General features: G+C 46.1%; 22 protein-coding genes. 6 read left to right on the top strand and 16 right to left on the bottom strand.

The window, feature by feature from the left end; translation table 11 throughout:
- Positions 1 to 25 precede the first annotated feature (25 nt).
- On the bottom strand, positions 26 to 820 hold the full coding sequence (locus AC1MEO_RS16090; RefSeq protein ID WP_480332327.1) for an enoyl-CoA hydratase/isomerase family protein: 795 nt from the start codon (positions 818 to 820) through the stop codon (positions 26 to 28).
- A gap of 29 nt (positions 821 to 849) precedes the next feature.
- Positions 850 to 1,779, bottom strand: coding sequence for a hydroxymethylglutaryl-CoA lyase (locus AC1MEO_RS16085; protein WP_480332325.1), 930 nt, complete (start codon positions 1,777 to 1,779; stop codon positions 850 to 852).
- Between the two features lie 110 nt (positions 1,780 to 1,889).
- On the opposite strand from AC1MEO_RS16085, the gene AC1MEO_RS16080 reads away from it, so the two are divergent.
- Positions 1,890 to 2,813 (top strand): AEC family transporter, encoded by a 924-nt coding sequence (locus AC1MEO_RS16080; protein ID WP_480332323.1) that lies wholly within the window; start codon positions 1,890 to 1,892, stop codon positions 2,811 to 2,813.
- Positions 2,814 to 2,824: 11 nt separating this feature from the next.
- Here the strand turns inward: AC1MEO_RS16080 and pcaC are convergent, their stop codons facing one another.
- Positions 2,825 to 3,208, bottom strand: a complete 384-nt coding sequence (gene pcaC / locus AC1MEO_RS16075; RefSeq protein ID WP_223643573.1) for a 4-carboxymuconolactone decarboxylase — start codon at positions 3,206 to 3,208, stop codon at positions 2,825 to 2,827.
- 148 nt (positions 3,209 to 3,356) lie between these two features.
- Positions 3,357 to 4,388: a DctP family TRAP transporter solute-binding subunit gene (locus AC1MEO_RS16070; protein WP_480332103.1), complete on the bottom strand. Its 1,032-nt coding sequence runs from the start codon at positions 4,386 to 4,388 to the stop codon at positions 3,357 to 3,359.
- Between the two features lie 414 nt (positions 4,389 to 4,802).
- On the opposite strand from AC1MEO_RS16070, the gene AC1MEO_RS16065 reads away from it, so the two are divergent.
- Positions 4,803 to 5,303: a TRAP transporter small permease gene (locus AC1MEO_RS16065; RefSeq protein ID WP_480332101.1), complete on the top strand. Its 501-nt coding sequence runs from the start codon at positions 4,803 to 4,805 to the stop codon at positions 5,301 to 5,303.
- Positions 5,288 to 6,553 carry a TRAP transporter large permease gene (locus AC1MEO_RS16060; protein ID WP_480332099.1) on the top strand — a complete coding sequence of 422 codons (1,266 nt, stop codon included), beginning with the start codon at positions 5,288 to 5,290 and terminating at the stop codon, positions 6,551 to 6,553. Before AC1MEO_RS16065 ends, AC1MEO_RS16060 begins: the two co-directional genes overlap by 16 nt.
- 71 nt (positions 6,554 to 6,624) lie before the next feature.
- Here the strand turns inward: AC1MEO_RS16060 and AC1MEO_RS16055 are convergent, their stop codons facing one another.
- The 3 genes from AC1MEO_RS16055 to AC1MEO_RS16045 form a co-directional block, all read right to left on the bottom strand.
- Positions 6,625 to 7,923, bottom strand: coding sequence for an amidohydrolase (locus tag AC1MEO_RS16055; RefSeq protein WP_480332097.1), 1,299 nt, complete (start codon positions 7,921 to 7,923; stop codon positions 6,625 to 6,627).
- A gap of 29 nt (positions 7,924 to 7,952) precedes the next feature.
- Complete coding sequence (locus tag AC1MEO_RS16050) at positions 7,953 to 9,482, bottom strand: AbgT family transporter (protein ID WP_480332095.1); 1,530 nt, start codon at positions 9,480 to 9,482, stop codon at positions 7,953 to 7,955.
- Positions 9,483 to 9,607: 125 nt separating this feature from the next.
- A complete protein-coding gene (locus AC1MEO_RS16045) occupies positions 9,608 to 10,774 on the bottom strand; it encodes a M20 metallopeptidase family protein (RefSeq protein ID WP_480332093.1) in 1,167 nt (388 codons plus the stop codon).
- A 133-nt stretch (positions 10,775 to 10,907) separates the two neighbouring features.
- Between AC1MEO_RS16045 and AC1MEO_RS16040 the strand changes: the two genes are divergently transcribed.
- The gene (locus AC1MEO_RS16040) at positions 10,908 to 12,137 is read left to right on the top strand and encodes an allantoate amidohydrolase (RefSeq protein WP_480332091.1); all 1,230 of its coding nucleotides are present in this window, start codon (positions 10,908 to 10,910) and stop codon (positions 12,135 to 12,137) included.
- Positions 12,138 to 12,216: 79 nt separating this feature from the next.
- Here AC1MEO_RS16040 and AC1MEO_RS16035 read toward each other — a convergent pair whose 3' ends face one another.
- The 9 genes from AC1MEO_RS16035 to AC1MEO_RS15995 all read right to left on the bottom strand — a co-directional run bounded on the left by AC1MEO_RS16035 (position 12,217) and on the right by AC1MEO_RS15995 (position 21,236).
- Positions 12,217 to 12,795 (bottom strand): TerD family protein, encoded by a 579-nt coding sequence (locus AC1MEO_RS16035; protein ID WP_480332089.1) that lies wholly within the window; start codon positions 12,793 to 12,795, stop codon positions 12,217 to 12,219.
- Between the two features lie 19 nt (positions 12,796 to 12,814).
- Positions 12,815 to 13,897, bottom strand: a complete 1,083-nt coding sequence (locus AC1MEO_RS16030; RefSeq protein ID WP_480332087.1) for a toxic anion resistance protein — start codon at positions 13,895 to 13,897, stop codon at positions 12,815 to 12,817.
- Between the two features lie 20 nt (positions 13,898 to 13,917).
- A complete protein-coding gene (locus AC1MEO_RS16025; RefSeq protein WP_480332085.1) occupies positions 13,918 to 15,531 on the bottom strand; it encodes a YceG family protein in 1,614 nt (537 codons plus the stop codon).
- A gap of 24 nt (positions 15,532 to 15,555) precedes the next feature.
- Positions 15,556 to 16,371 (bottom strand): hypothetical protein, encoded by an 816-nt coding sequence (locus AC1MEO_RS16020; protein WP_480332083.1) that lies wholly within the window; start codon positions 16,369 to 16,371, stop codon positions 15,556 to 15,558.
- The gene (locus AC1MEO_RS16015; protein ID WP_480332081.1) at positions 16,368 to 17,477 is read right to left on the bottom strand and encodes a cysteine protease StiP family protein; all 1,110 of its coding nucleotides are present in this window, start codon (positions 17,475 to 17,477) and stop codon (positions 16,368 to 16,370) included. The genes AC1MEO_RS16020 and AC1MEO_RS16015 overlap by 4 nt, the downstream gene beginning before the upstream one ends.
- The gene (locus AC1MEO_RS16010; RefSeq protein ID WP_480332079.1) at positions 17,474 to 18,844 is read right to left on the bottom strand and encodes a phosphoribosyltransferase family protein; all 1,371 of its coding nucleotides are present in this window, start codon (positions 18,842 to 18,844) and stop codon (positions 17,474 to 17,476) included. Before AC1MEO_RS16010 ends, AC1MEO_RS16015 begins: the two co-directional genes overlap by 4 nt.
- A complete protein-coding gene (locus AC1MEO_RS16005; RefSeq protein ID WP_480332077.1) occupies positions 18,777 to 19,922 on the bottom strand; it encodes an HpcH/HpaI aldolase/citrate lyase family protein in 1,146 nt (381 codons plus the stop codon). The genes AC1MEO_RS16010 and AC1MEO_RS16005 overlap by 68 nt, the downstream gene beginning before the upstream one ends.
- 109 nt (positions 19,923 to 20,031) lie before the next feature.
- Positions 20,032 to 20,610, bottom strand: a complete 579-nt coding sequence (locus tag AC1MEO_RS16000) for a TerD family protein (RefSeq protein WP_480332075.1) — start codon at positions 20,608 to 20,610, stop codon at positions 20,032 to 20,034.
- Positions 20,611 to 20,624: 14 nt separating this feature from the next.
- Positions 20,625 to 21,236 carry a TerD family protein gene (locus AC1MEO_RS15995; protein ID WP_480332073.1) on the bottom strand — a complete coding sequence of 204 codons (612 nt, stop codon included), beginning with the start codon at positions 21,234 to 21,236 and terminating at the stop codon, positions 20,625 to 20,627.
- Positions 21,237 to 21,546: 310 nt separating this feature from the next.
- On the opposite strand from AC1MEO_RS15995, the gene AC1MEO_RS15990 reads away from it, so the two are divergent.
- On the top strand, positions 21,547 to 22,491 hold the full coding sequence (locus tag AC1MEO_RS15990; protein WP_480336124.1) for a glycosyltransferase family 2 protein: 945 nt from the start codon (positions 21,547 to 21,549) through the stop codon (positions 22,489 to 22,491).
- On the top strand, positions 22,481 to 22,876 hold the full coding sequence (locus AC1MEO_RS15985) for a GtrA family protein (RefSeq protein WP_480332071.1): 396 nt from the start codon (positions 22,481 to 22,483) through the stop codon (positions 22,874 to 22,876). Before AC1MEO_RS15990 ends, AC1MEO_RS15985 begins: the two co-directional genes overlap by 11 nt.
- The last annotated feature ends 2 nt before the right edge of the window (positions 22,877 to 22,878 follow it).

Raw genomic sequence — 22,878 nt, 5'->3', positions numbered from 1 at the left:
ACGTGCTGAATGCTTTAGCAGCTTGTCATTTCCCTTGCCAGTTCGGCTGTCGTTTTTCATTGAAGGCCAATACACCTTCCAGGCGATCTTCTGAATTTGCGCATTTATAATATTGATCGAGTTCAATGGAAAGCGCTGTATTCATATCCGTATGAATGCCCACAGCGATGGATTTTTTGATGGATTGCAGGGATAACGGCGCATTTTGCGCAATTTCCTTCGCCACTTCCAGCGTCTTCGGCATCAGCTCTTCTTTCGAAAAGACGCCGTTTAGAATGCCGACATCCAATGCTTTGGCTGCATCCACCTGATTTCCTCTAAACAGCATCTCTTTCGCCAACCCGACCGGAATCGCACGCGGCAATAATTGCGTTCCGCCGACACCCGGGATGATGCCAAGCTTCACTTCAGGCAATCCCATCTTGGCGTGTTCCGCTGCATAGCGGAGGTCGCAGCTTAGCAGCATCTCCATGCCGCCGCCTAGTGCAAAGCCGTTGACCGCTGCAATTACGGGAAACTTGAAGTTCCGCAGCAGTTCATAAGCATCTTCAAAAATGTCATGCTGCTGTTTCCATTGTTCATTGGTCATCCCTTTCCGTTCTTTTAAATCCGCTCCCGCACAAAAGCTCTTTTCCCCTTTGGCGGTCAATACCAGAACCCGCAATTCCTTTTGCTGCTCCAGCGATTTCAGGCATTCAATCAGCTCAATGCCCATTTTCGTATTCAGCGAGTTCATCGCTTCCGGCCTGTTCAATTCAATTACAAAGACATTTTCATCACAATGTTCTTCATTTAAAATTAAGGTTTCCCAATTGGTCATGGTGGCATCCTCCAAGTTTTAGATAAGTTCTATTTCTTTGCCGGAACTGGATATTTCCGGTCGTAGGGCCCTGCTTTCAGAATGTAGCTGGGTGTTTCGTGGCCAACAAATTGTTGAAGCATTTGCGAAGCGGACATTAATCCCTCCAGAGACAGGCCTGTCTCTATTCCCATGCTGTGCAGCATATGGACCACATCTTCTGTACAAATATTCCCTGTTGCACCCGGGGCGAATGGACAGCCGCCAAGACCGCCTAAAGAAGCGTCGAAACTTGTGATGCCCGCTTGCATGGCCCCCACCATATTGGCAAGCCCCATGCCTCTTGTGTTATGAAAATGGAGATTAAACGATTGTTCCGGAAACTTGGCTGCCATTTCCGATACCAAATCGTAGACCTGCTGCGGATTCGCCATGCCCGTGGTATCTGCAAGTGTGATGGTTTCTACATTCAACAGCACCAATTGCTCCAGGATCCACTGGATTCTGCCTTTCTTCACTTCACCTTCAAAAGGGCAGCCGAAAGTTGTAGCAATCGATACATTCACTAACATTCCGTAACCTTCACAATAAACAAGAATTTCTTTAAATTCCTCTAAAGATTCTTGTGTACTTTTCTGCACATTTTGCTGATTGTGCGTATCACTTGCCGAAAAGACGAAATTCAACCTTTCTACACCTTTTTCCTGGGCGTTCTTTGCTCCTTTTAAATTCGGGATTAGGGCAATCAGTTCGAGCTGATTCGATTCTGTTGAAATCAACTCAAACAATTCACCACTGTTTGCCATTTGCGGGACTAGCTTCGGATGAACGAAAGAACCAAATTCCACTGTTCGAAGATTGGCTTTCACCAATTGATCAAATAAAGTTTTTTTCTCTTCCACCGTCAGCACTTTGCCTTCCAACTGCAGCCCGTCTCTCAATACCACTTCGTTGATCTTCACTTTTTTAGGCAGATGCATTTTGATTCCCCTCAGTTCCGAAATTGATTGGTATAATTTTACCAATAGTGTATATTGTACAGAAACAAGAATCAGGAAGATTCGTTTAATGATTGGAAGGAGAGAATGTCATGGAGATTTTTAATATTTTCTTGAATATCATCGTCCCCATCCTCATTTTGATAGGACTCGGGGCATTTTTGCATTTGAAATTCCATTTTGATTTGAATACACTGGCAAAAATCAACATTTATTATTTGGTGCCAGGATTAATTTTTATCCGTCTCTACGAAACTGATTTGGCTTGGGAAATGTTTTTTAAAGTATTGGCGTTTTTTATTTTTTTGTCAATATTCTTGTATTTTGTATCCAAGCTAATCAGTAAGCTTCTCGGTTTCAGCAAAGGGCTGGATATTGCCTTTTCCCATAGTTCTTTGTTCTACAACTCAGGCAACTATGGCATTTCCGTAAACGATTTGGCATTTCGCCAGGATCCGATCGCCATGGCGGTCCAGGTATTGGTCCTTACGTTTCAAAACTTGCTGGTCTATTCCTACGGCATTATCAGCTTGCAACGGCTGGACAAAACCAAGATCAAGGCTACCGTCCCTTATTTTAAAATGCCGGTGCTTTATGCGATGTTTTTCGGTCTCATACTGAATGCTTTTGATCTGACACTTCCACAATTCCTGTACACGCCGGGCTCTTATATTGCAGATGCCTTGATTGCGTTGGCTCTTTTGACACTGGGTGCGCAAGTCGTCCAGCTGAATTTCACTAAAAATATGCTCACGGTCTACTTGAGCGTAGGCGTCAGGCTCATCATCAGCCCGCTTCTTGCCTTTATCATCATTCAATTCCTTAACGTCGATACCATCACAGCTCAAGCGATGTTCATTGCTTCTGCCGTTCCAAGTTCCGTAAACAGTGCCATCATTGCACAGGAATACGAAAATGAAACTGCATTTGCTGCTCAAGCTGTTCTTGCATCAACTATTTTCAGCGCCTTATCCGTAACGATCGTGATTTTTCTGTCGCGGATCCTTTTTGTTTAAGGAAATTCGGGTTATTGTTCTTTGTCCATTTCATCAAATACTTCTTTTGCTGTCCGGAAGCTGTCAATCGCCGCTGGTACACCGCAATATATGGCGGCCTGCAGGAAAACCTCCTGAATTTCGTCTTTTGTCAAGCCGTTATTGATGGCGCCTCTGACATGCAGCTTTAGTTCATGCGGCCGGTTCAATGCCGTAATCATGGCGAGATTCAACATGCTCCGCGTCTTTTTCGGCAAGCCCGGCCGCGCCCAAATCTCCCCCCAGCAATACTCCGTCACCAATTCCTGCATCGGCATATTAAAGTCCGTCGCATTTTGAATCGATTTGTCCACGTATTCTGCTCCTAGCACACTTCTGCGTATTTCCAATCCCTGTTCAAATTTCTCTTTGTTCATCTTCCATTCTCCTGTCTGTAAGGTATTTTTTTGACTGGATGCTGCGTGGTGAAAATTCCTATTTCAAATAATTCTTGTTTTTAGCAAGATCTTAAACTGAAAAAAGCTGGCTATGGTGACAGCCAACTTTTTTAGTTCTCTTCAAGTATTATTGGCCTGCTGCTTCACGTGCCGCTTCGTATACATCTGCGCCGATTTCATCTTCGAACTCGTCATAGATGGGCTCCAATGCTGTACGGAACTCCTCGATTTGTTCTGGTGTCAACTCGATGATTTCAACCAGCCCTCTTTCACGAATCAGTTCAAGAGCTTCCTCGTTCAGACTTGTTGCTTCTTCACGGGCCACTGATGTCCCTTCATCCAAACCACCCTGCACAATTTCTTTTGTTTCTTCATTCATGCTGTCCCAAAACTCTGTATTGGTGAAAACAGCATAATCCACACGCGTATGGTTCATGATTGTCATATAATCTTGGACTTCATCAAATTTCTTGGATTCGATGTTGCTGAATGTATTTTCCTGTCCCTCTACTACACCTTGGTCCAGTGCTGTGTAAAGTTCGCCAAACGGAATGGACTCAGATCCGGCTCCAAGAGCAGAATAGATGGCTTCCAGCACTTGGCCGCCCTGTGTACGGAATTTCAGGCCTTGAAAATCATCCGGTGAATCGATTGGCCGTTCGTTGTTAGTGATGTGCTTACCGCCGTTCGGCCACATGGATAATCCAAGTACGCCGTCACCTTCCAGGCTCCCCAGAATTTCCTGGCCTTTTTCGCCATCCCAGAATGCAATCGCCTGTTCATCTGTTTCAAACATGAACGGAAGAGCCGGCACATTGAATTGCGGGTTGTTGCCGACAAACTTCGTCAAATCCGGTGCAATGAACTGAACATTATTCGAGGCCAGGTTCTGGTACTCATCCTGATCTCCGAACAACGAACTATTCGGATAAATCTCCACTTCGATAGCGCCATCGGATTCTGTTTCAATATACTCTTTCATCGCTAATGCACCTTGGTGTTTCGGTGTATTCTCAGCTACTACATGGGAGAATTTGATTGTCATTTCCTGGACACCTTCTGCAGCACCTTCCCCACCGGTCGCTGCTTCATCACTGCCACAAGCGGACAATACAAGTGCTGACATTAAAAGTGACGTGGATAGAAAATACTTTTTCATCTAAAGAACCCCCTTATTGGTTTTTGGACCTGTGCTTACTTAAATTTTTTTGTAAGGGCTTTCATTTTAGAGCTTCACCTTCCTTTCTTCCAGCCCTGCTCCCCGTATTTACAAAAAATTTTAAGTTGCTCTCCTTCAAATGAATTTTGGATACAACTCACAACAAAATTAGCATAGAAAAAAAATATTGTAAAGAAAAAATCGAATATTCAATTTTATTTTATACTAATATTTCACTTCTATTGGTAAAATATAACGTTTATTAACAAAGTTCCAAGGGTTTAATTGAACCCAAATACCTATTTAAATTTTTAGTCTATTCAAAATTTTAACTTGTTATTCAATAAAACTTGTATTATGATTTGACTAATTCTTTTCGTATCCAAAATACAAAGTAGTAAGGAGAGGATCTAAATGAAATACTTGAATTATATTGAAAGCGCTTTCTCCATTGTCTTGTTCTTGTTTGGAATCGGCATCAGCCTCTACTCGGTCTTCATGCGCTATATTGTGGGAAGCTCGCAAAGTTGGGCAACGGAAATCTATACTATGCTTTTAGTTTGGGCCATTTTCATCGGTTTCTCCTCTGCTTTAAAAGAAGATAAGCACATTGCGATAGATGTACTTTATGATCGATTCGGTCCTAAGATGCAGCATTTCTCTCAAGTGCTCACTTTATTGGTTGGCGCAGCATTCAGTATTTTCATTATTTGGACCGGTATGGATATGGTGACCACAGCTTACAGTCAGGATATCAAAACCATTGATGTCGGCTTCCCGATCTGGATCAATTACCTGATCATGCCGATTGCGGGTACTTTGCTGTTTATCCGTTTTTGTGAAAAAGCTTACCGATACTTTGTCAGGAAAGAAAATGTGACGGGCGGAGGAGATGCAGAATGGAAGCAGCAGTAATCGTAATCGTCTTACTTTTCGTCTTTGCTTTCTTACGGGTGCCGATCGCCATCAGTTTGGCAGTATCGAGTATTGTCGGGCTCTACATGGTGGACTTTTCGTTGAATACGGTGATCCAGAGAATGTTCACGGGAGTAAACAGCACCACTTTGATGGCGATTCCCGGATTTGTTTTCGCTGGATTGATCATGGCCAAAGGTGGAATCTCCAAATACTTGATCGAATGCATCCGTTCCTGGGTAGGCCATACCAAAGGCGGCTTATCAGTAGTCACCATCATCACCTGTATGATTTTTGCTGCGATTTCAGGTTCAAGTCCGGCGACAGCGGCTGCGATCGGTGCCATTATGATTCCGATGATGGTCAAAGCAGGCTACGACAAGAGCTATTCAATGGGATTGGTGGCTGCTGCTGGAACATTGGGGATTCTGATTCCTCCTTCGATTCCGTTGATTCTGTACGGTTCAGTTTCTGAACAATCCACAGGCAGATTATTCTCTGCCGGGATCCTTCCTGGACTGCTACTCGGTTTAGCTTTGATCATCTATGCAGTCCTTGTGGCTTACCGGAAAAATTACGGCGGCTTGCCGAAGGTTCCTTTAAAAGACCGGTGGCGCCCTACACTGAAAGCTACTTGGGGGCTTATCATGCCGGTTCTTATCCTAGGCAGCATCTATACGGGGATTGTCACCCCGACAGAAGCCTCATTTGTAGCTGCATTATATGCCATTATCGTATCCATCGTTATTTATAAAGAAATGACTTGGTCTCAATTCATTGAAATCACCAAAGAGTCCATCAATACCACTTCGATGATTTTCCTGATCATTGCTGCGGCACTGGTTTTCGGAATGTTCCTGACGACTGAACAGGTTCCACAGGACTTTGCTGCCTGGGTCAGTGACAGTGGCTTCAATAAATGGACATTCTTGCTCATCGTCAGTATTCTGTTCTTCGTTCTTGGAATGTTCCTGGAGCCGACAGCCATCATTTTGATTACACTGCCGATTTTGCTGCCGATCATCGGCGCATTGGAAATCGACGTCATCCATTTCGCCATCATCATGGTGGTCAATATGGAGTTGGGAATGATTACGCCACCAGTCGGGCTCAACCTCTTTGTCGTAAGCGGGATAACCGGCGAAAAAGTCGAACAGGTCATAAAAGGGGTTGTCCCGTTTTTCATGATTTTTATAATCGTCCTGGTCATAATCATCATCTTCCCTCAGATTTCGTTATACTTAACCTGATTTTCATTTTAAACAGTTTTCGAATCATTAATGGCATAAGAAAAGACGGCAGGAAATCCTGCCGTCTTTTCTTATGGCTTGCTTAATTTTAATGCGGAACGATACAGCACGTCGACGGCTGCCAGCATCGATGTTTCATCAAAATCGAATCGTTCATTGTGGTGGCCAGCTGTTAAATCACTGCCGACGATGCAATACGTAGCCAATCCGCCATGTGCTTTTACTTGTTCCATATAATAGGTCGCATCTTCGGATCCTGCCGAATCGGTGGACCAGTCGATTGTTTTAGTGAAGTAAGGTGAGTTTTGGGCAACCTCGTGCAAGGTTTCAACCAGCTCTTTGCTCGGAATGCTGCTTTTTGCTTCACCAACCACTTCTGTTGAAACTTCGACACCATACATGGCTGCAGCTCCTTCAAGAACGGCAAACGCCTGTGTTCGAATGTAATCATTGATTTCAGAAGTTTCTCCACGGGTTTCGATTTTCATATGAGCCGATGAAGGGATAATGTTGCGACCAGACCCGGCAGTCAACACGCCAACATTAATCCGCGAAGCACCAGCTGAGTGCCGGGAGATCCCGTGCAGTCCAAGAACAGCGGACGAAGCGGCCATTAATGCATTTCGCCCTTCTTCCGGTTTGCCTCCCGCATGAGAAGCCACGCCTTTGAATACTGCATCCATCTTGGTGGTTGCCAGAAAACCGGCATTGCCTGATACAAATTCACCTGTCGGCACGCCGGTTCCCAGGTGCATCGCGATGAAAATATCAACGTCATCAACCACGCCTGCCGCTACCATTGACTTCGCTCCCCGCGTACCTTCTTCTGCCGGCTGAAAAATCAGCTTGATCGTTCCTGCCAGCTTTTCTTTATTGTTGATCAGTGTTTTGGCAAAACCAAGCCCAATCGAAGTATGGCCGTCATGCGCGCAGGCGTGCATTTTGTCTGCGTTGACCGACTGGAAGCCTTGGTCGAATGGGATATGCCCTTCCGCCAATTCCTCCTGGATATCAAGGGCATCCATATCAAAGCGGTAGGCCAGCACCGGCCCCGGCCTTCCGGTTTCAAGCACAGCGACGATCCCCGTCAGCCCGTCCTTGAAGTTCGGCAGCCACTTGGGGTCAGCGCCGTTCTGTTCTGCCCATTTGTAATGCGCCTCCAGAACTTCTTGGCCGGGGACACCCATCCGCTGATCGGCTTTCATCACTTCCGCAGCCATCTGCAACGGGTAGCCAAGTTCCGCTAGGCGGCTGGCAACAAGCGAAGCCGTTCGCATTTCCAAAAAACCCGATTCCGCATGCTTATGCAAATCACGGCGCCAACTGATCATTTCCTCCTGCAGCAGTCCATCGATTAATTTTTCTGTCACTTGTCGTCCTCCTCAATGTGATGCTTCTTTTATAGATACGGTGTGATTCCCGGTCCATATTGCAACCCTGTAAAGAAGAATATCAGGAACAGGATGATCCAGACGACCAGGAAGGATAAAGTATATGGAATCATCAACGAAATCAAGGTGCCCATACCTGCTTTTTTGTCATACTCTTTCAAGAAGGAAAGCACGACGATAAAATATGGATTCAGCGGTGTCACGATATTCGTTGAAGAATCCCCCAAACGATAGGCCATCTGTGTAAATGCGGGATGATAGCCCAATTGCATGAACAACGGAATAAATACTGGAGCTTCCAGCGCCCACTTTGCTGACCCTGAAGTGATCAGGAAGTTCAAGGAGGCAGTGAACAAAATGTATCCGACAATCAAGTAGATGCCAGTAAAGTTGATTTGCGTTAAAAATTCTGCTCCGTTGACGGCAATCCAAGTTCCGATATTGGTCCATGTAAAGTAGGCAATAAACTGCGAGGCGGCAAAAATCAGCACAATGAATCCCGACATATCTTTGATGGATTCAGCCATAAAGCCTACAGCATCTCCTGAATCCTTGATAGCTCCGACTGTTTTTCCGTAGGCAATGCCGAGAACCAGGAAAAACCCTAGAATGATCGGTACAATTCCGGTCAGGAAAGGCGAAGGGATCATCCCGCCCTCTTCATTGCGGAGAGAAGAACCCGGCCAAACAATCAGCAGGACTATGACCGCGATATAGGCAAGAGCCGCAAGCCCTGCATTGCGCAAGCCTTTGTTGGCTTTCGGGTGTTCTTCAGCACTGACATCGATGACAGCCTTTCCTTCGTATTTCCCAAGTTTCGGTTCGATAATTTTTTCAGTCACCAGTCCGGCAACTATGGTCATGACAAAAACCGAAACGATATTGAAGTACCAGTTATCCGCAGGAGTTACAATCAGCGTATCATCCAATATAGCGGCCGCTTCCGTTGAAATCCCGGAAAGCAATGCGTCTGTTCCCACAATCAACAGGTTGGCAGTAAATCCAGCGCCGGCGCTGGCGAATCCTACTGCCAGTCCTGCAAGCGGATGGCGGCCCAGTTTATAAAATACCATGGCCGCTAAAGGTGGAATGAGGATTTGGGCCGCATCGGAAGCGATATTTCCCATGATCCCTACAAAAGCGATAGCATACGTTACGATAGAAGCCGGAGCTTTCATGATTGTCTTTCGAATGGCGATCTCCAGCAGCCCAACTTTCTCGGCCAATCCAATTCCGAGCATAATGGCCAATACAGTACCCAACGGAGCAAAGCCGGTAAAGTTGGTCAGCATTGAAGTGACGATATACTGCAGGCCGCCCCAGGATAACAGGTTTTCAATCGCTAAAGTCTCTCCTGTTCCTGGATGTACAACAGAAGCTCCAAATAAACTAAAGATGAATGATGCAATAATTACGCCGATTGCCAAATAAACAAATATCATGAATGGATCAGGCAACTTGTTCCCCAATTTTTCAATGGTGTTCAGAAAACGGATAAAGACCCCTTTCTTTTCCCCAGGCTGTTCCGGCTTTTTCATAGTGTACCTCCTCTTTTTCTGAGAATCCTGCCTTTTTAACTATTACAGGTGAATAGAAAGAAAATATTCAATTTACACTGACAAGAGATTCAGTCCGAGTTTTTTGCTCCAGGTGCAATAAAAAATCATTTTTTTAATTTATGCAAGGCGTCCACTGTCACTGCGGCCATCGTTTCGATGCCAATTTCCAAAGCGGATTCATCAAAAAAGAATTCCGGATCGTGCAACGGTTTGGGTGATTCTATCCCCTTTGCTGAACACCCAAGCCAATAGAATGCGCCAGGAATTTTCTCCAGGAAACGTGAGAAATCCTCACCTGCCATGGAGGGATCGACTTCTGGCAAAGCCTCTTCCCCCAGCAGCCCGCCGGCACTTCCGCGCACTAACTCTGACCATTCCGGAGTGTTGATGGTGGCCCCGTAACCATCTGCATAGTCGAACTCAATTTCCACTTCATAAGCAATCCCGAAGCCTTTCACTAAATTTTCCAGTCGCCGTTTCACGGTATCCTTGGCTTTTTTGCTGTAGGTGCGGACAGTTCCTTTCAATGTCACTTGATCGGCTATGACATTGTAGCGATAGCCCCCTTCAATCGTACCGATGGTTATCACCGCAGATTCCAATGGATTGACATTGCGGCTGACAATTGACTGCAGGGAGGCGATGAACTCAGCTGCCACGACGATGGCATCTTTTCCCTGATGCGGCATACTGGCATGCCCACCTGCCCCTTTGATGGTGAAGGACAGTTTATCGGAAGCACCCATCATCTCCTTGTCGCGTATACCGATCTGGCCTACTGGCAAATCTGGCCATACGTGCTGACCGAAGATGACATCAGGCTGGAATTCATCGAAGACCCCATCTTCCATCATCGGCCTCGCTCCACCGATGGGCGAGGCTTCTTCATTTGGCTGAAAAACGAGCAGCACACGACCAGGCAGCTGCTCTTTCATTTCCTGCAGCTTAAAGGCTGTTCCCAGAAGCATCGCAGTATGTGCGTCATGGCCACATGCATGCATCTTGCCATCCACTTTCGATTTAAAATCGACAGCCGCCTTCTCCAGAATCGGAAGGGCATCTATATCCGCGCGCAAAGCCACTGTTCCACCCTCTTTGCTGCCTTCGATAATGCCCAAAACGCCTGTTTTCGCAAAACCGGTTTTAAACGGAATTCCGGCTTTTTGCAGTTCTTCCTGTATCCGCTTTGAAGTTTCCCATTCTTCTCCACCGAGTTCTGGGTTTTGATGCAGAGCTCTTCTAATTTCTTTAACTTGGTCGATACCTGCCATCGCTTTTCATCCTCTCTGTTTTATTGACTCTTTTCGAGAATAGCACAGTTAAAAAAAGCTGTGTACAATATTCCGAATTTAATGATATTTATGCTACTATTGAAGGATAAATTCACGTGAGGGGATGACGCGGATGGAGATTAACATCAACCGGTTAATGGCAGAAATCAATTCCTATGCTGAATATGGAAAAGAAGGCGATGGCATCACTCGCCCCAGTTTTTCTGCTGCGGATTACCAGATACGGGAAATCTTCATTGAGGGGCTGAAAGCTCTGGGCATGAGGGTTTCAGTGGATGCCATCGCTAATATTTGGGGTACGCTCCCTGGCACTGACCGGAAGAAGCATCCGCTGGTGATTGGATCCCACCTCGATACTGTTCCAAACGGCGGAAAATTTGACGGAGCTTTAGGTGTATTGGTCGCCAAGGAGATTGCACAAACCTTGGCGGACCATAAAGTCACCTTAGCCCATCCGCTGCAAATCGTTTCCTTTACCGCAGAAGAAGCCAATGAGTTTAACTTTTCGACCATGGGCAGCCGCGCTTTGAGCGGGAAGCTCAAAGCGGAAGAATTGCTTGCTGCATCGGATCAGTCTGGAAGACCCTTAGCGGCAGCGGTCCAAAAAGCAGGGGGCGACCTTTCACAAGTGGGTGCTGAACAGATTGGACCGATGGCCGCTTACTTCGAACTGCATATCGAGCAAGGCAGCAAGCTGGAGAATAAGCATTTATCCGTCGGAATTGTCGAGAGCATTGTCGGGATTTACAGGGATTTGGTGACAATAGACGGACAGCAGAACCATTCCGGCACAACCGTCATGAAGGACCGGAAAGATGCGCTTGCCGCTGCCGGCGAAATGGTTGCAGACGTACAGAGGCTGGCGATTGCCCTCGACAGCGATACGGTCGCAACAGTCGGCAAATTTGAAGTGTTTCCAAATGCAGCCAATATCATCCCAGGGCGTGTCGAGTTTACGCTCGAGGTACGTTCTGCTGATGGTCAGGAACGCAGAACCCTGGTTCAACAGATCCACGATTCGTTCCATATGATCAAAGAAAAACATGGCGTTAAAATGGTGATTACAAATAGCTACAATACGCAGGAATGTAATTTTGACAGGCAGCTGATCGGTTTGTTGGAAGAAGCAGCTGCCGAATCCGGTATTCGCTATACAGTTCTGCCAAGCATGGCGGGGCACGACGCCATGAATATGGCGTCAATGGCTAAATCCGCGATGGTTTTCGTCAAAAGTGTACGTGGCATCAGCCATAGCCCGGAAGAATTGAGTTTGCCGGAAGATATCGAAAAAAGCGCCAACGTTCTGTTGAATGCTTTACTGAAAGCAGATCAGACGCTGTAGAAAGTAAACCTAGCGAAAGCTTCAGAACAAAAAAAACCGTTTATCAGTTTGTAAACTGATAAACGGTTTTCTGCTTCTATCAACCTAGGCCATAATCATTTACTAATGCAGCAAGGCCGCCCTGGTAGCCGCTGCCGATGGCATTGAATTTCCACTCATTGCCGTGGCGATACAATTCGCCGACCACTAGAGCCGTTTCAATCGAGAAATCTTCTCCAAGATCGTAACGGATCAATTCTTCATTTGAGTTTTCGTTGACGATGCGGATAAAGGCATTCGACACTTGGCCGAAGTTTTGTCCGCGGCTCTCTGCTTCGTGAATGGTTACAGTAAAACTGATTTTATGGACATCAGCAGGAACATTCGGTAAGTCGACAATCACTTGCTCATCATCGCCTTCCCCTTCGCCTGTCAAGTTATCGCCCGTATGTGTAACCGAACCGTTGGCACCCACCAGGTTGTTGTAGAAGATAAAATCTTCCGGCCCGCGTGATTTGCCGTTTTCTCCGACAAGGAAGACTGAAGCGTCCAAATCGAAATCTCCGCCTCCGCTGTATTTATTGGTATCCCAGCCTAAACCGACGACCACTTTTGTTAGGCCCGGATTTGTTTTCGTTAAGTCGATCTTCTGTCCTTTTGAAAGGTTGATTGTTGACATTATTGATTTCCTCCTCCGATTAATTAGCTTTACGTTGCGTGTCTTCGTATTTCTTCTGCAATTCTTCGATGCGGAGACGGCCTTCTTCACGCATTTTGCGATTTTCCTGCTCAATCTCGCGCGTGTCATTCATCCCCTGCATTATAGTCTCCCATGTTTGCTCAATGGTTTCAATCTTGATGCTCGGTTGGCCAGACATTCTTGCGATATCAACACTTTGGCGAGAAATATCGTTGGCATTGTTCAATAGCATCTCATTGGTGCGCCGATCCAATTCGCTCATCGATTCAGCAACCAGGTTTTGGCGTTTCGCTGCAATGGCATTGATCAAACCGGTTTTAAAAATCGGAATGGTCGTAACGAAAGCTGAGTTGATTTTTCCGATCAGCTTGGTATTTCCTCGCTGCAGCATACGGATTTGGGGCGCTGACTGATAGGAAACCTGTTTGGCCATTTCAAGGTCGTAGACGCGCTGCTCCAGAAGCTCGATGGCATTTTGCAGGGAATTTAGTTCCATCAGCGCCATTTGGTCGCCTGACTCGGCTTTTGCACGGACAGCCGGTTCTTTAGCCTTCAGCTCCTCGACTTTGAGGTCACCTGCGGCAATGTATTTTTCCAGCTCCATGAAGTAATTGAAATTTTGGTTATACAATTCTTCCAGCGTCGTTGTTGATTTTTTCATTTCGCCTTCATACTTTGTGATTTCAACATATACTTTATCGATTTCACTTCCCATGGTCTGGTACTTGTTGAATAATTGCTCAATCACTTTATTGCCTTTGTTAAAAATTTTGTTGAGGAAGCCTTTCTTTTCAACAAAATCCTTTTTATCGAATTTGTCCATGATTTTGCCAAGCTGTTTCAGCAATTCACTGGATTCCTCCATACTGTTTGCTTGGACAGAATTCAGTACTTTTCCTGTAAAAGCAGAAATTTCATTGGCAGGCTCACGGCCAAATTCCAATAAAGCGATTTGGTTTTTCGGATCGATTTTGGCAGCCAATTGAAGAACTTCAGGATCTTTCTTCAACTGAACCTTTAATTGGTTTTCATCTTTCATCACCAATTCCTGTTGTTCGATTTGTTCTGGCAGATTGGTCATCGGTTTTCACTCCTTTTTGGCTACAGCCATTTTCTGAATATCTTTTTCATGACTGAAGGCTCCTGGTAAGGCTCCTTAAAGCTCCGTTCATCCAGCCAGTGCGTATCAAAGGATTCCGGATTCACCCAACGTTCAATGTCCTGATGCCCCTGCGGATTGATGATGATGACATCAAGCCCGAATATATGGATCAAAGCAATGGCATTGGCATCCGCCCGGCTTAATTCGCCGTCTTTTTCTTCATTGTAGAACAGCATCGTCGGAACGAATTGCGGATAATCGAATAATTGGATCAACTGGATCACCGAATCCGGAAGCGACATGGATTGGGAAAAAGCATAGAGCTGCAATTCTTCAAATGACTCGCCGTTTTGAGCCAGCAGAATCGGTTTTTCCACATGCCTCGCCACCGCTGCTGCTATTGCTGTTTGGACACCATCCGGCAATTTGCTGTATTTCCACCAATGCGCAGCTTTCATTTTTTCGGGATCAAGTCGCCCATCCCTTCCAAGAGCAGCGCGGTAGTGGAATTGCTGATTGCCTTTTCGTTCCTCGACAAAGGGAAAGCTTCGGATCAATTTCGTATCTTCACGCTCCGTCAGATTATGGACATTTTCCCAGAACCGTCTGCGGTCTTTTTCGATGCCCATCACCTTCGAAAAGACGACGGGAATGTTGACGATTCCACTTGCTACTGAAAACGATGGGCGAACCATCGCACGTTCTTTCGCAAGCATGAATGCCTCATCCATTGTTGTCTTCAGCCGAACTGAATGGGTCAAATAGGATTTGAATTGGAAAGGTTTGTAGAGCCCCGAATCATCATGATGCAAAAGCCGATCCACTTCCTGCGTTGCCCGGTAGGCGACCGTGCCCACACGTTGTGGCTTTTCTTCAGGAAAAGGCAAAAGCGACTCCGCATTCACCTGGAAACTATGGCTATGAATCCTCTCATTTCCAACCGCATTCTCGAACCAACGGTCTCCTTTTGGATCATAGACGACAACATGGAAGCCAAAATCCGCTGCCAGCTTCAAAAACCAGGTTTCACTTTCCGAAGAGCTGCCATACCATAAAAAGCCCGGCAGCCCTTTTTCCAGTTCCAACTTCTCAATTTCAGGCTCAATATGGTTGAACATCCATTTGACCAGGTCTGTTGTGACACGCCGGAACGAGGAATGAGTGGTATTTCCTCCAGACTGCTCCTGAAATGCTTTTAGGATATCAATCAGCACAACCCGAAGGCGCCTGTTGAGGTCAGAATCCTTTAATCTGGGCAGCAGGCCTTTGCCATCAAGAAATGCCACCATGCGGTTCGGCGACAGGCCTTTTTCTTTTTTATTCATTTCGAACAGATCTTGTAATGTCCGCAGCCGATCCTGTTCAATGTGCTTGTTCATCTTATCGGAAAGCCGGATTAGCCGGCCTTCCGACGCTTCGATGACATCATAGATGGAAGCAAAATATTCGTCAGCATCCAATGTCATGCCCGTCACTTGCCCAAGCAGCTGGGGATACGTAATCTGATTTTCTTCAATTTTGGTTTCACTGTGATCCACAATCGGTTTTTTCAGCCACTCCCCGATCTTTTCCGGATCCCAGGTTTTGACGGGGATCGGATGCAATTGAACCATCGGAATCTCTCCTTGCTTTATTGCTTACTTATACTGCAACGAAACCTCAGCAACACGGGCTAAGATTTCTTCTCCTGCTTTAATGCCGTGTTTATCCGTCTTGTGAATATGTTCAGATACCTGAACCGCACTCCTCACCGCTTCGCCATGGGAGGCCAGCATGCTGCAATCTGCACTTTCCAATAAGTCGAGATCCAGCAGCGAATCTCCGGCAGCAAAGACGTAACTTGCACCAAGGCGTTTCTTGACGTACTCCATGGCTGCTGCTTTCGTAATGCTTTCCGGCATAAAATAAAGTTTTCTGCCCTGGAGCGACATTCCCCACCCCAGTTTCTTAAATGCCGCCGTATAGAACTCAAGCTTGTCTTCAGGAAAACGTGCACGGTCTACAATCAGGTAGACGAACCAATCGTCCGCTTCACGTACTTTCAATACCCAGTCTTCGGAGAAATGCCGCTCGATCTCCGGCAGCAACTCTGTAATGATGGTTTTGCGGCTGATGCACTTCCTGCGGATTTCTTCCGACCACTCCTTGATCGGTTCACCATTCTCTAAAATGACTGCCCCGTTCGAGATGACCGCAAAACGCGGCGCCTGTTGCCCTCTGAAAATGCCGGTCACTCGCTCGTATTGAGCCTGCGTACGCGTAGTCACCGGCAAAAAGAATGCAGCGTCGCTGATTTCCCACAGCTCCAATTGGCTCTTTTGGGTCATGAAGGATAAAGGCTTGCCTTCGTAGCGCTCCACTTCAACCAACTCATCTTCTGTCACGTCTATTCCCATCGAATTACGTGAATAAATCAGGGTCTGATCCAAATCGCTGGCGAATAGGACCGTCATATTTCTTTACCCGACCGGATCAAGCCGATTGCGCGATAAAATAAGTCGGGAACGACTTCTACCGGCACCTCTTTTTCTTTTGCCAGCATCAAAATATGATGGACATCCGGATTATCCAGGCTATTGACCAGAACTTTCCACGGACTTCTGCGAAGAAGAACACGTGTCGTTTCTCCAACTCCCGGCTTGATCAGATGATAGTCGGTTTCACTGTACATCTGTTGGCCGATAGCCTCGACTTCCTTCATGCCCTGCCAGGTTCTTTCCGCTGTCACCGGCGTAGAGACCGCATCCGTTTCAACTCTTTCACGCGTTACGGCAAAGCATTCCGTAATCTGATCGACAAAATCATTGGACAGATCCTCTTCGAGCAGCTCTCCGTAAAACTTCGCTCCGTGGAAATCATTTTCACCAATATACAATTTGTTGAGAATCGTGCGGCTCACCAAACCTGATACGGTAGCATTCAAACAGGCACTTGGAATCAGAAAGTCTTCACGCGTACCGAACAAAACCGCACAAGCACCGGGATCCGCCAACACTGCCATGTCGTCAAACAGTTCCATGCCTTTTTCTGCATTGAGGCCCTTGACCGCTTTGGTCAATTCTTTTTGTATAGCCCCTTTTCCGGTCCAGCCATCCACAAATTGGATGCGGCTGGCCGGATGCGCAGCCCGGATAGAATCGATTGCTTTTTCATCAATCCCTTTATCGCGTAAAATGGATACGCTGTAATGGGGCCATTTCATATTCATCACTTGCTCAGCGTAGCGGCGGATCAAAACCCCGATCGGGCTGCCCGCACGTGCCAATGACACGAGGACAATATCATCCGTCCCGGCATTCATGAAAATCCGGCGTGTCACCAAGCCTACAAGATAGCTTAATTGTTCCTTGGTTTTCAGGACCGTTTCATGATAAAGATTGGTGTACTCCTCAGAAGGCCGATATTCCATCGGCAGCCGCTCTGCATAATGGGCACCCGTCTGAACCGCTTTTTCCCGTTCCTCCAACGTGCTTTCAACGAATTCTTCGCTTACGTCTTTCAATAGGAAAGTGATATCTTCTTTCGGATAACTCGTTTTCACTAGACCGGTTGCTATCATTCGATTTCCTCACTCCTTTTGGTAGTTGTCAGGGATATCCATTCCACTGGCGCTTTTTTCTCCAGGTAAGCGAGCAGTGGCTGCCATTCGGATTTGTCGATGACAGATTCAGCCAACAGGTAAATCCGGTCAATATCCAGTTCATTCAAATTATAGATGAATTGGCTGACTCCTTCTGCATCCGGCAACATAAAACTGGCTTTTTCCTTAATCGGATAGCCAGCTGTCTGCGAAGCGAAAATCGGACTGCGCGTCGTAGTCTGCACCAGCGGGTTGCCGCCTAATGCCAAAGCAAAACGCAATGGCAGGTACATATTTTCCCCTATGCCAATAACCAGCGCCTTATCGCTTGTGCCTACGACCTGTTGGGCTGCCGATTCTGCCCAGACCGCTATTTCATCATGTTCCTTGCTGGTGATGCCAAAGCGCCCGGTATAAGAGATATACTGCTGACCGGTTTTTGACCCCACAGATAACTTCTCCCCTGCCAATTCGACATCCGGAAGTCTGCAGCCATCACTGCTCAATGGAATCAATTCAGGTTCTTCAGGTGCTGTGCTGTGCAACAGATCGAAGCGGCCAGCCATTAAGGACAGCACCTTCAGGCTGATATTCCGGCCATTTGCCATTTCTTCCAACTTTTCTTTTTGGCTTCTGTTCCGCCAATCCAGAATGGACAGTGAGGCATAATTTTTTCCGGGAAATTGATCATCCAATGCACAAACCAGATTCAAAAGCGTATTGCCTGTAGAGATTTCATCATCGATCAAAACGATGGTCTCCGCTTCTTCAAGCATACCCGAAGGCGCGTATACTTTATGGGACGTTGCGTGGGAATGTTCTTCTTCAAAGACAAAAGATGGGGTGATGCCGATAATTTCTTCACGCGTTGTATGGATATAGGCAGCTTCGTCGAAATGCTGAAAAACCGAATGCCCAAGACCGGTTGCCGTTTCCGCCATACCGATGAACACCGTTTTTTCAGGCATCGCTTTCTTGAATTGCAGCGCCTGAAAACTTACATGACGATCTAAGGATCCGGATTCGATCATTTCCACAAGAGAGAGCGCATCTGGATATCCTTCAAGCCCAAATTCTTCCATCAGCAAGGAGGCAAGCAATGTTCCTGTACCGAGAGCCAAAGAAGGAGAAACCGCCAAATGTTTGGCAATCAGTTTACTGACAAAGAGAAATTGACGCTTTTTATTGACGCGCAGTGCAACCGAAAATAGCGACTCCGGCGAGAGGCCCGGATAAGCAGCCTCAACAAAAATATCAATATCCAAATTATTCCAAAGCTTAGTATTGATTTGATAATTGGCTTGCCCGGATATGGTTGAGGACGTCGATTGGTTGATAGTTTTCATTCAGCACCCCGTAGACTTCCGCTTGAGCGGCAATTTTCTTTGCCCAGCTCAAATGCGGTTTTACTTCGTTCATTTTATTGCGTTTAGGACTTTGCAGAACACCATTGCGTTTGCCGCCCTCATTTAAAATCAAGTTGGCATCTTCATAGGCTTCAAGCGTTACGATATGGCCGGCATTGACGATTGAGATCTGTGAAGGGTGAATACAGGTTTTTCCTTTGAAACCGTTCAAAACATCCAGTTGGACTTCTTCCCACAGTGTTTGTTCCGGCGTGGAGGAAAGCCACAAACGTTCGCCGCTCGAAAAATGTTCATATACAGGACCAGAGACCGTAAAGCCGTCTTCTGCACGGCCAAAACGGTTTAAGATGGAAATCAGGCAATCCCGGATAACATGGACATCGTAAATTGTCCGGTCCGCAGGTCGCCGCAGGCCGTATAGACTTGAAAAATCGGTTGCACCCACACGAACGGTCAAAATCCGTTCAGCTTCCGATTGCATAATCCTGTGCAGATCAGTCAGCGTCTGTTCACGGGATTCGCTGTACAGCAGTTCTTTCGTCTCAAGAAGAGGCAGTGCATAAAGTCTTCTGCCCGCTGCTCTGTTCGCGCGATCCAATGCATCAAAAAACGATGGCAATGTTGCCGGCAGACATTTCGGAAAAACAACTCCCGTCAATACGCTTAATGCAGATCCCGCCTTTTTGATCAATTTATCCAAGTGATCCGGCGTCCGAACCCGCAAAAATAGAGCCGGACCTGCTGCCAATTGATCTGCATTCGCTTTCTCCAATATTCTTAACTCGCCTACAACATTGTCCTCCGCCTGCTCGAGCTCAGTATCGGCTACTGCATCTTCCAAGCAGACAATCAATGTCGTCAAGCCGGAAAACGCACCGCTATTGTAGTCCCCATTCAAAATTTTCTGAGCGAAATCCACTCTGGATCCTGGTGTATAAAGTGCTGCACCCAAGGCCAGGCTTAAGGTTTCCCGTTCCGTATCACGGTTAAATTCTGCCGGGGAATATTTAAAAAAAGTCTTTAAATCAGAATCGGTCAATCCGTTAAAATGTTTCATGCGTGATCCCTCCCGGCATGCTGCTAGCTACAGCCCGTTCAAATTATCATTTCATATATGAATGGAGAAAAAAGCAAGGAGACAGTCTCCTTGCTTTTCCATCGTTTGCTCAGCTGTTTAAGCCAAAGTCCTTCACAAGAGACTCTAGGCCGCCTTGATAACCGCTGCCAATGGCGTTAAATTTCCATTCTCCTCCGTGACGGTAAAGTTCACCGACAACAACCGCAGTTTCTATTGAAAAATCTTCACCCAGGTCGTAGCGGATCAATTCTTCGTTTGTGTCTCCGTTGACAATGCGGACGTATGAATTGCTTACCTGGCCAAAGTTCTGGCCGCGTGCTTCTGCGTCATGGATGGTGATGGCAAAAGTCGCTTTCTCGATTGAGGCCGGAATAGCCGAAAGGTCAACATTCACCTGTTCGTCATCGCCTTCACCTTCGCCTGTTTTGTTATCTCCTGTATGCTCGACTGCACCAGCAGCGCCTTTTGTATTATTATAGAAGATGAAATCAGCTTCAGAAGCTGTTTTGCCTTCGCTGTTCAACAGAAAGACCGAAGAATCCAAGTCGAAATCCTGTCCGCCATCATATTTATTGGTATCCCAGCCCAAACCTACGATTACTTTGGATAAACCTGGGTTGCTTTTCGTTAAGTCTACTTTTTGGCCTTTTGATAAGTTGATTGCCATTGCTCCATCACTCCTTAAGAATATTTGTTTGCGATTGATCCGATATCAGGTTCTGACGCGCCCTCGCCGATTGCAGAAAACTTCCACTCTGCACCTTGGCGGTAAAGTTCGCCTGTAATCAATGACATCTGCCCTGCATAATTATCGGTAAGGTTATAATGGATCAATTCTTCTTTCGACTGATTGTCGACTAACCGGATAAAGGCGTTTTCAATCATGCCGAAATCCTGTTTCTTTTGTTTTGCATTATAAATGTTCACAACAAATACCAAGCGATGTACGGAAGGGGAAATCTTTTTCAAGTCGATATTGATCGTTTCATCGTCGCCTTCACCTTCGCCAGTCAAGTTATCACCAGAATGAACCACGCTGCCATCCTTGCTTTTCTTGTTGCCGAAGTAGATCAGGTTTTCCTTGGCCGTCAGTTTGCCGTTTTCATCCAGCAATAGGACAGATGCGTCACAGTCAACATCAGCTCCGCCTCCGCCGCCTAACAGGCCGCTCAGGAATCCTCCACTTTTCTTTTTAGCGACTGGGTCCCAGCCCAAACCAACCATAATGCTTGAAAGCGATGAACGTCCTTTTGTTAAATCAATTTTCTGACCTTTTACTAGATTGATCGCCATTCGTAAACACTCTCCATTCATCAGTATGTATTCTATTTTAATGGTATCTGTCCAACATGTAAAATTCAACGAATAGAGCCTGACAGCAAATCCGAATATTCAGGCCTCTTGCATTCAAACTCTTGTAGTTTGAATTTTTACTGGAGATAAATCCACGCTGAATTTTCAATCAGATGTTTTCTTAAAATGCCTAACGTATACTAATACGTATCTAAGTCCAGGAAGTTTCACTTTCCTGAGGCATACTTCTTAAATGGCGTGGGTAGTCATAGGTTAAAGAGATATTATAAAGAGCAGTTTGAAAGGGGAAATAAATATGAAGCTGATTTCTATCGTAGTGCCGGCTTATAACGAAGAAGCCAATATCGTTGCCATGTACGTTAAATTGGCGAAGGAACTTGAGTCGCTTCCATATCGTTATGAGATTATGTTCATCAATGACGGCAGCAGTGATGGCACCCTCCAGGAAATTTTAAAACTGGCAGAAGCACATGACAACGTAAAATATATTTCGTTGACACGGAATTTCGGAAAAGAATCGGCGATGCTCGCCGGCTTGAAACGCATCAGAGGGGACGCGGCCATCGTTATGGACAGTGACCTGCAGCACCCGCCCACACTGATCGGGGAAATGGTCCAGGGCTATGAGGAAGGATTCAACCAGGTAGTAGCCAGACGCTCGCGCACCGGGGATACCAAAGTCAGATCCATACTTTCTTCCCTTTACTACAAGCTGATCAACTCCATCACCGATGTTGACTTGCAGGACGGCGAAGGCGATTTCCGGTTATTGAGCCGAAAAGCGATCGATGCGATTCTGGCATTGAGTGAAAGCAACCGCTTCTCCAAAGGGCTGTTCTCCTGGATTGGCCTCAGCAAAAAAACCATCAACTATGAAAATGTACTGCGGACTGACGGCGATTCAAAATGGTCGTTTAACAGCTTGGTCAATTACGGCATCGACGGCATCATTTCGTTTAATATGAAGCCTTTACGCATTTGTTTCTACACAGGCTTCCTGGTCTTGTTCCTGTCACTCATCTACATTTTCTATACTTTATACACGATTTTGCAGGAAGGCGTCGGTGCTCCCGGCTACTTTACAACGATTACGGCAATCCTTTTACTGGGCGGCATTCAATTGATCAGCCTCGGTGTCATCGGCGAATACATCGGACGCATTTACAATGAAACCAAACAGCGGCCGCATTTCCTTGTGGATATCAGCAATGTGGATGAATACGATGAGCCTTAAAGCGCTGAATACAGAGTTTACCCGTTTTATTTTTGTCGGCGTCCTCAATACGTTGAGCTATTACACCATCTACCTTGTGCTTCATAATGTTTTTGCTTGGCCTTATCTGCTTGCGCATATTGTCGGCTTTCTGATCAGCTTGAATATTTCTTTTTTCTTGAACTGTTATGTGACGTATCGCATCAAGCCAACCCTTAAGAAATACCTGTACTTTCCTTTAACACAAGTGGTCAATATGTCTGTTTCCACAGTGTTGATTTATATTTTCGTTGAGTTTCTTCACCTAAACAGCAATATTGCGCCTTTCGCGGCGGTTTTATTCACAATTCCCATCACCTTTATCGTATCCGGCAGAATTCTTAAAGATACGGTTCAGCCAAAATAAGC

The organism is Planococcus sp. BI3 (assembly GCF_056680115.1).
The sequence above is the reverse complement of the archived record's forward strand: the minus strand, read 5'-3'. Positions and strand labels throughout refer to the sequence as shown.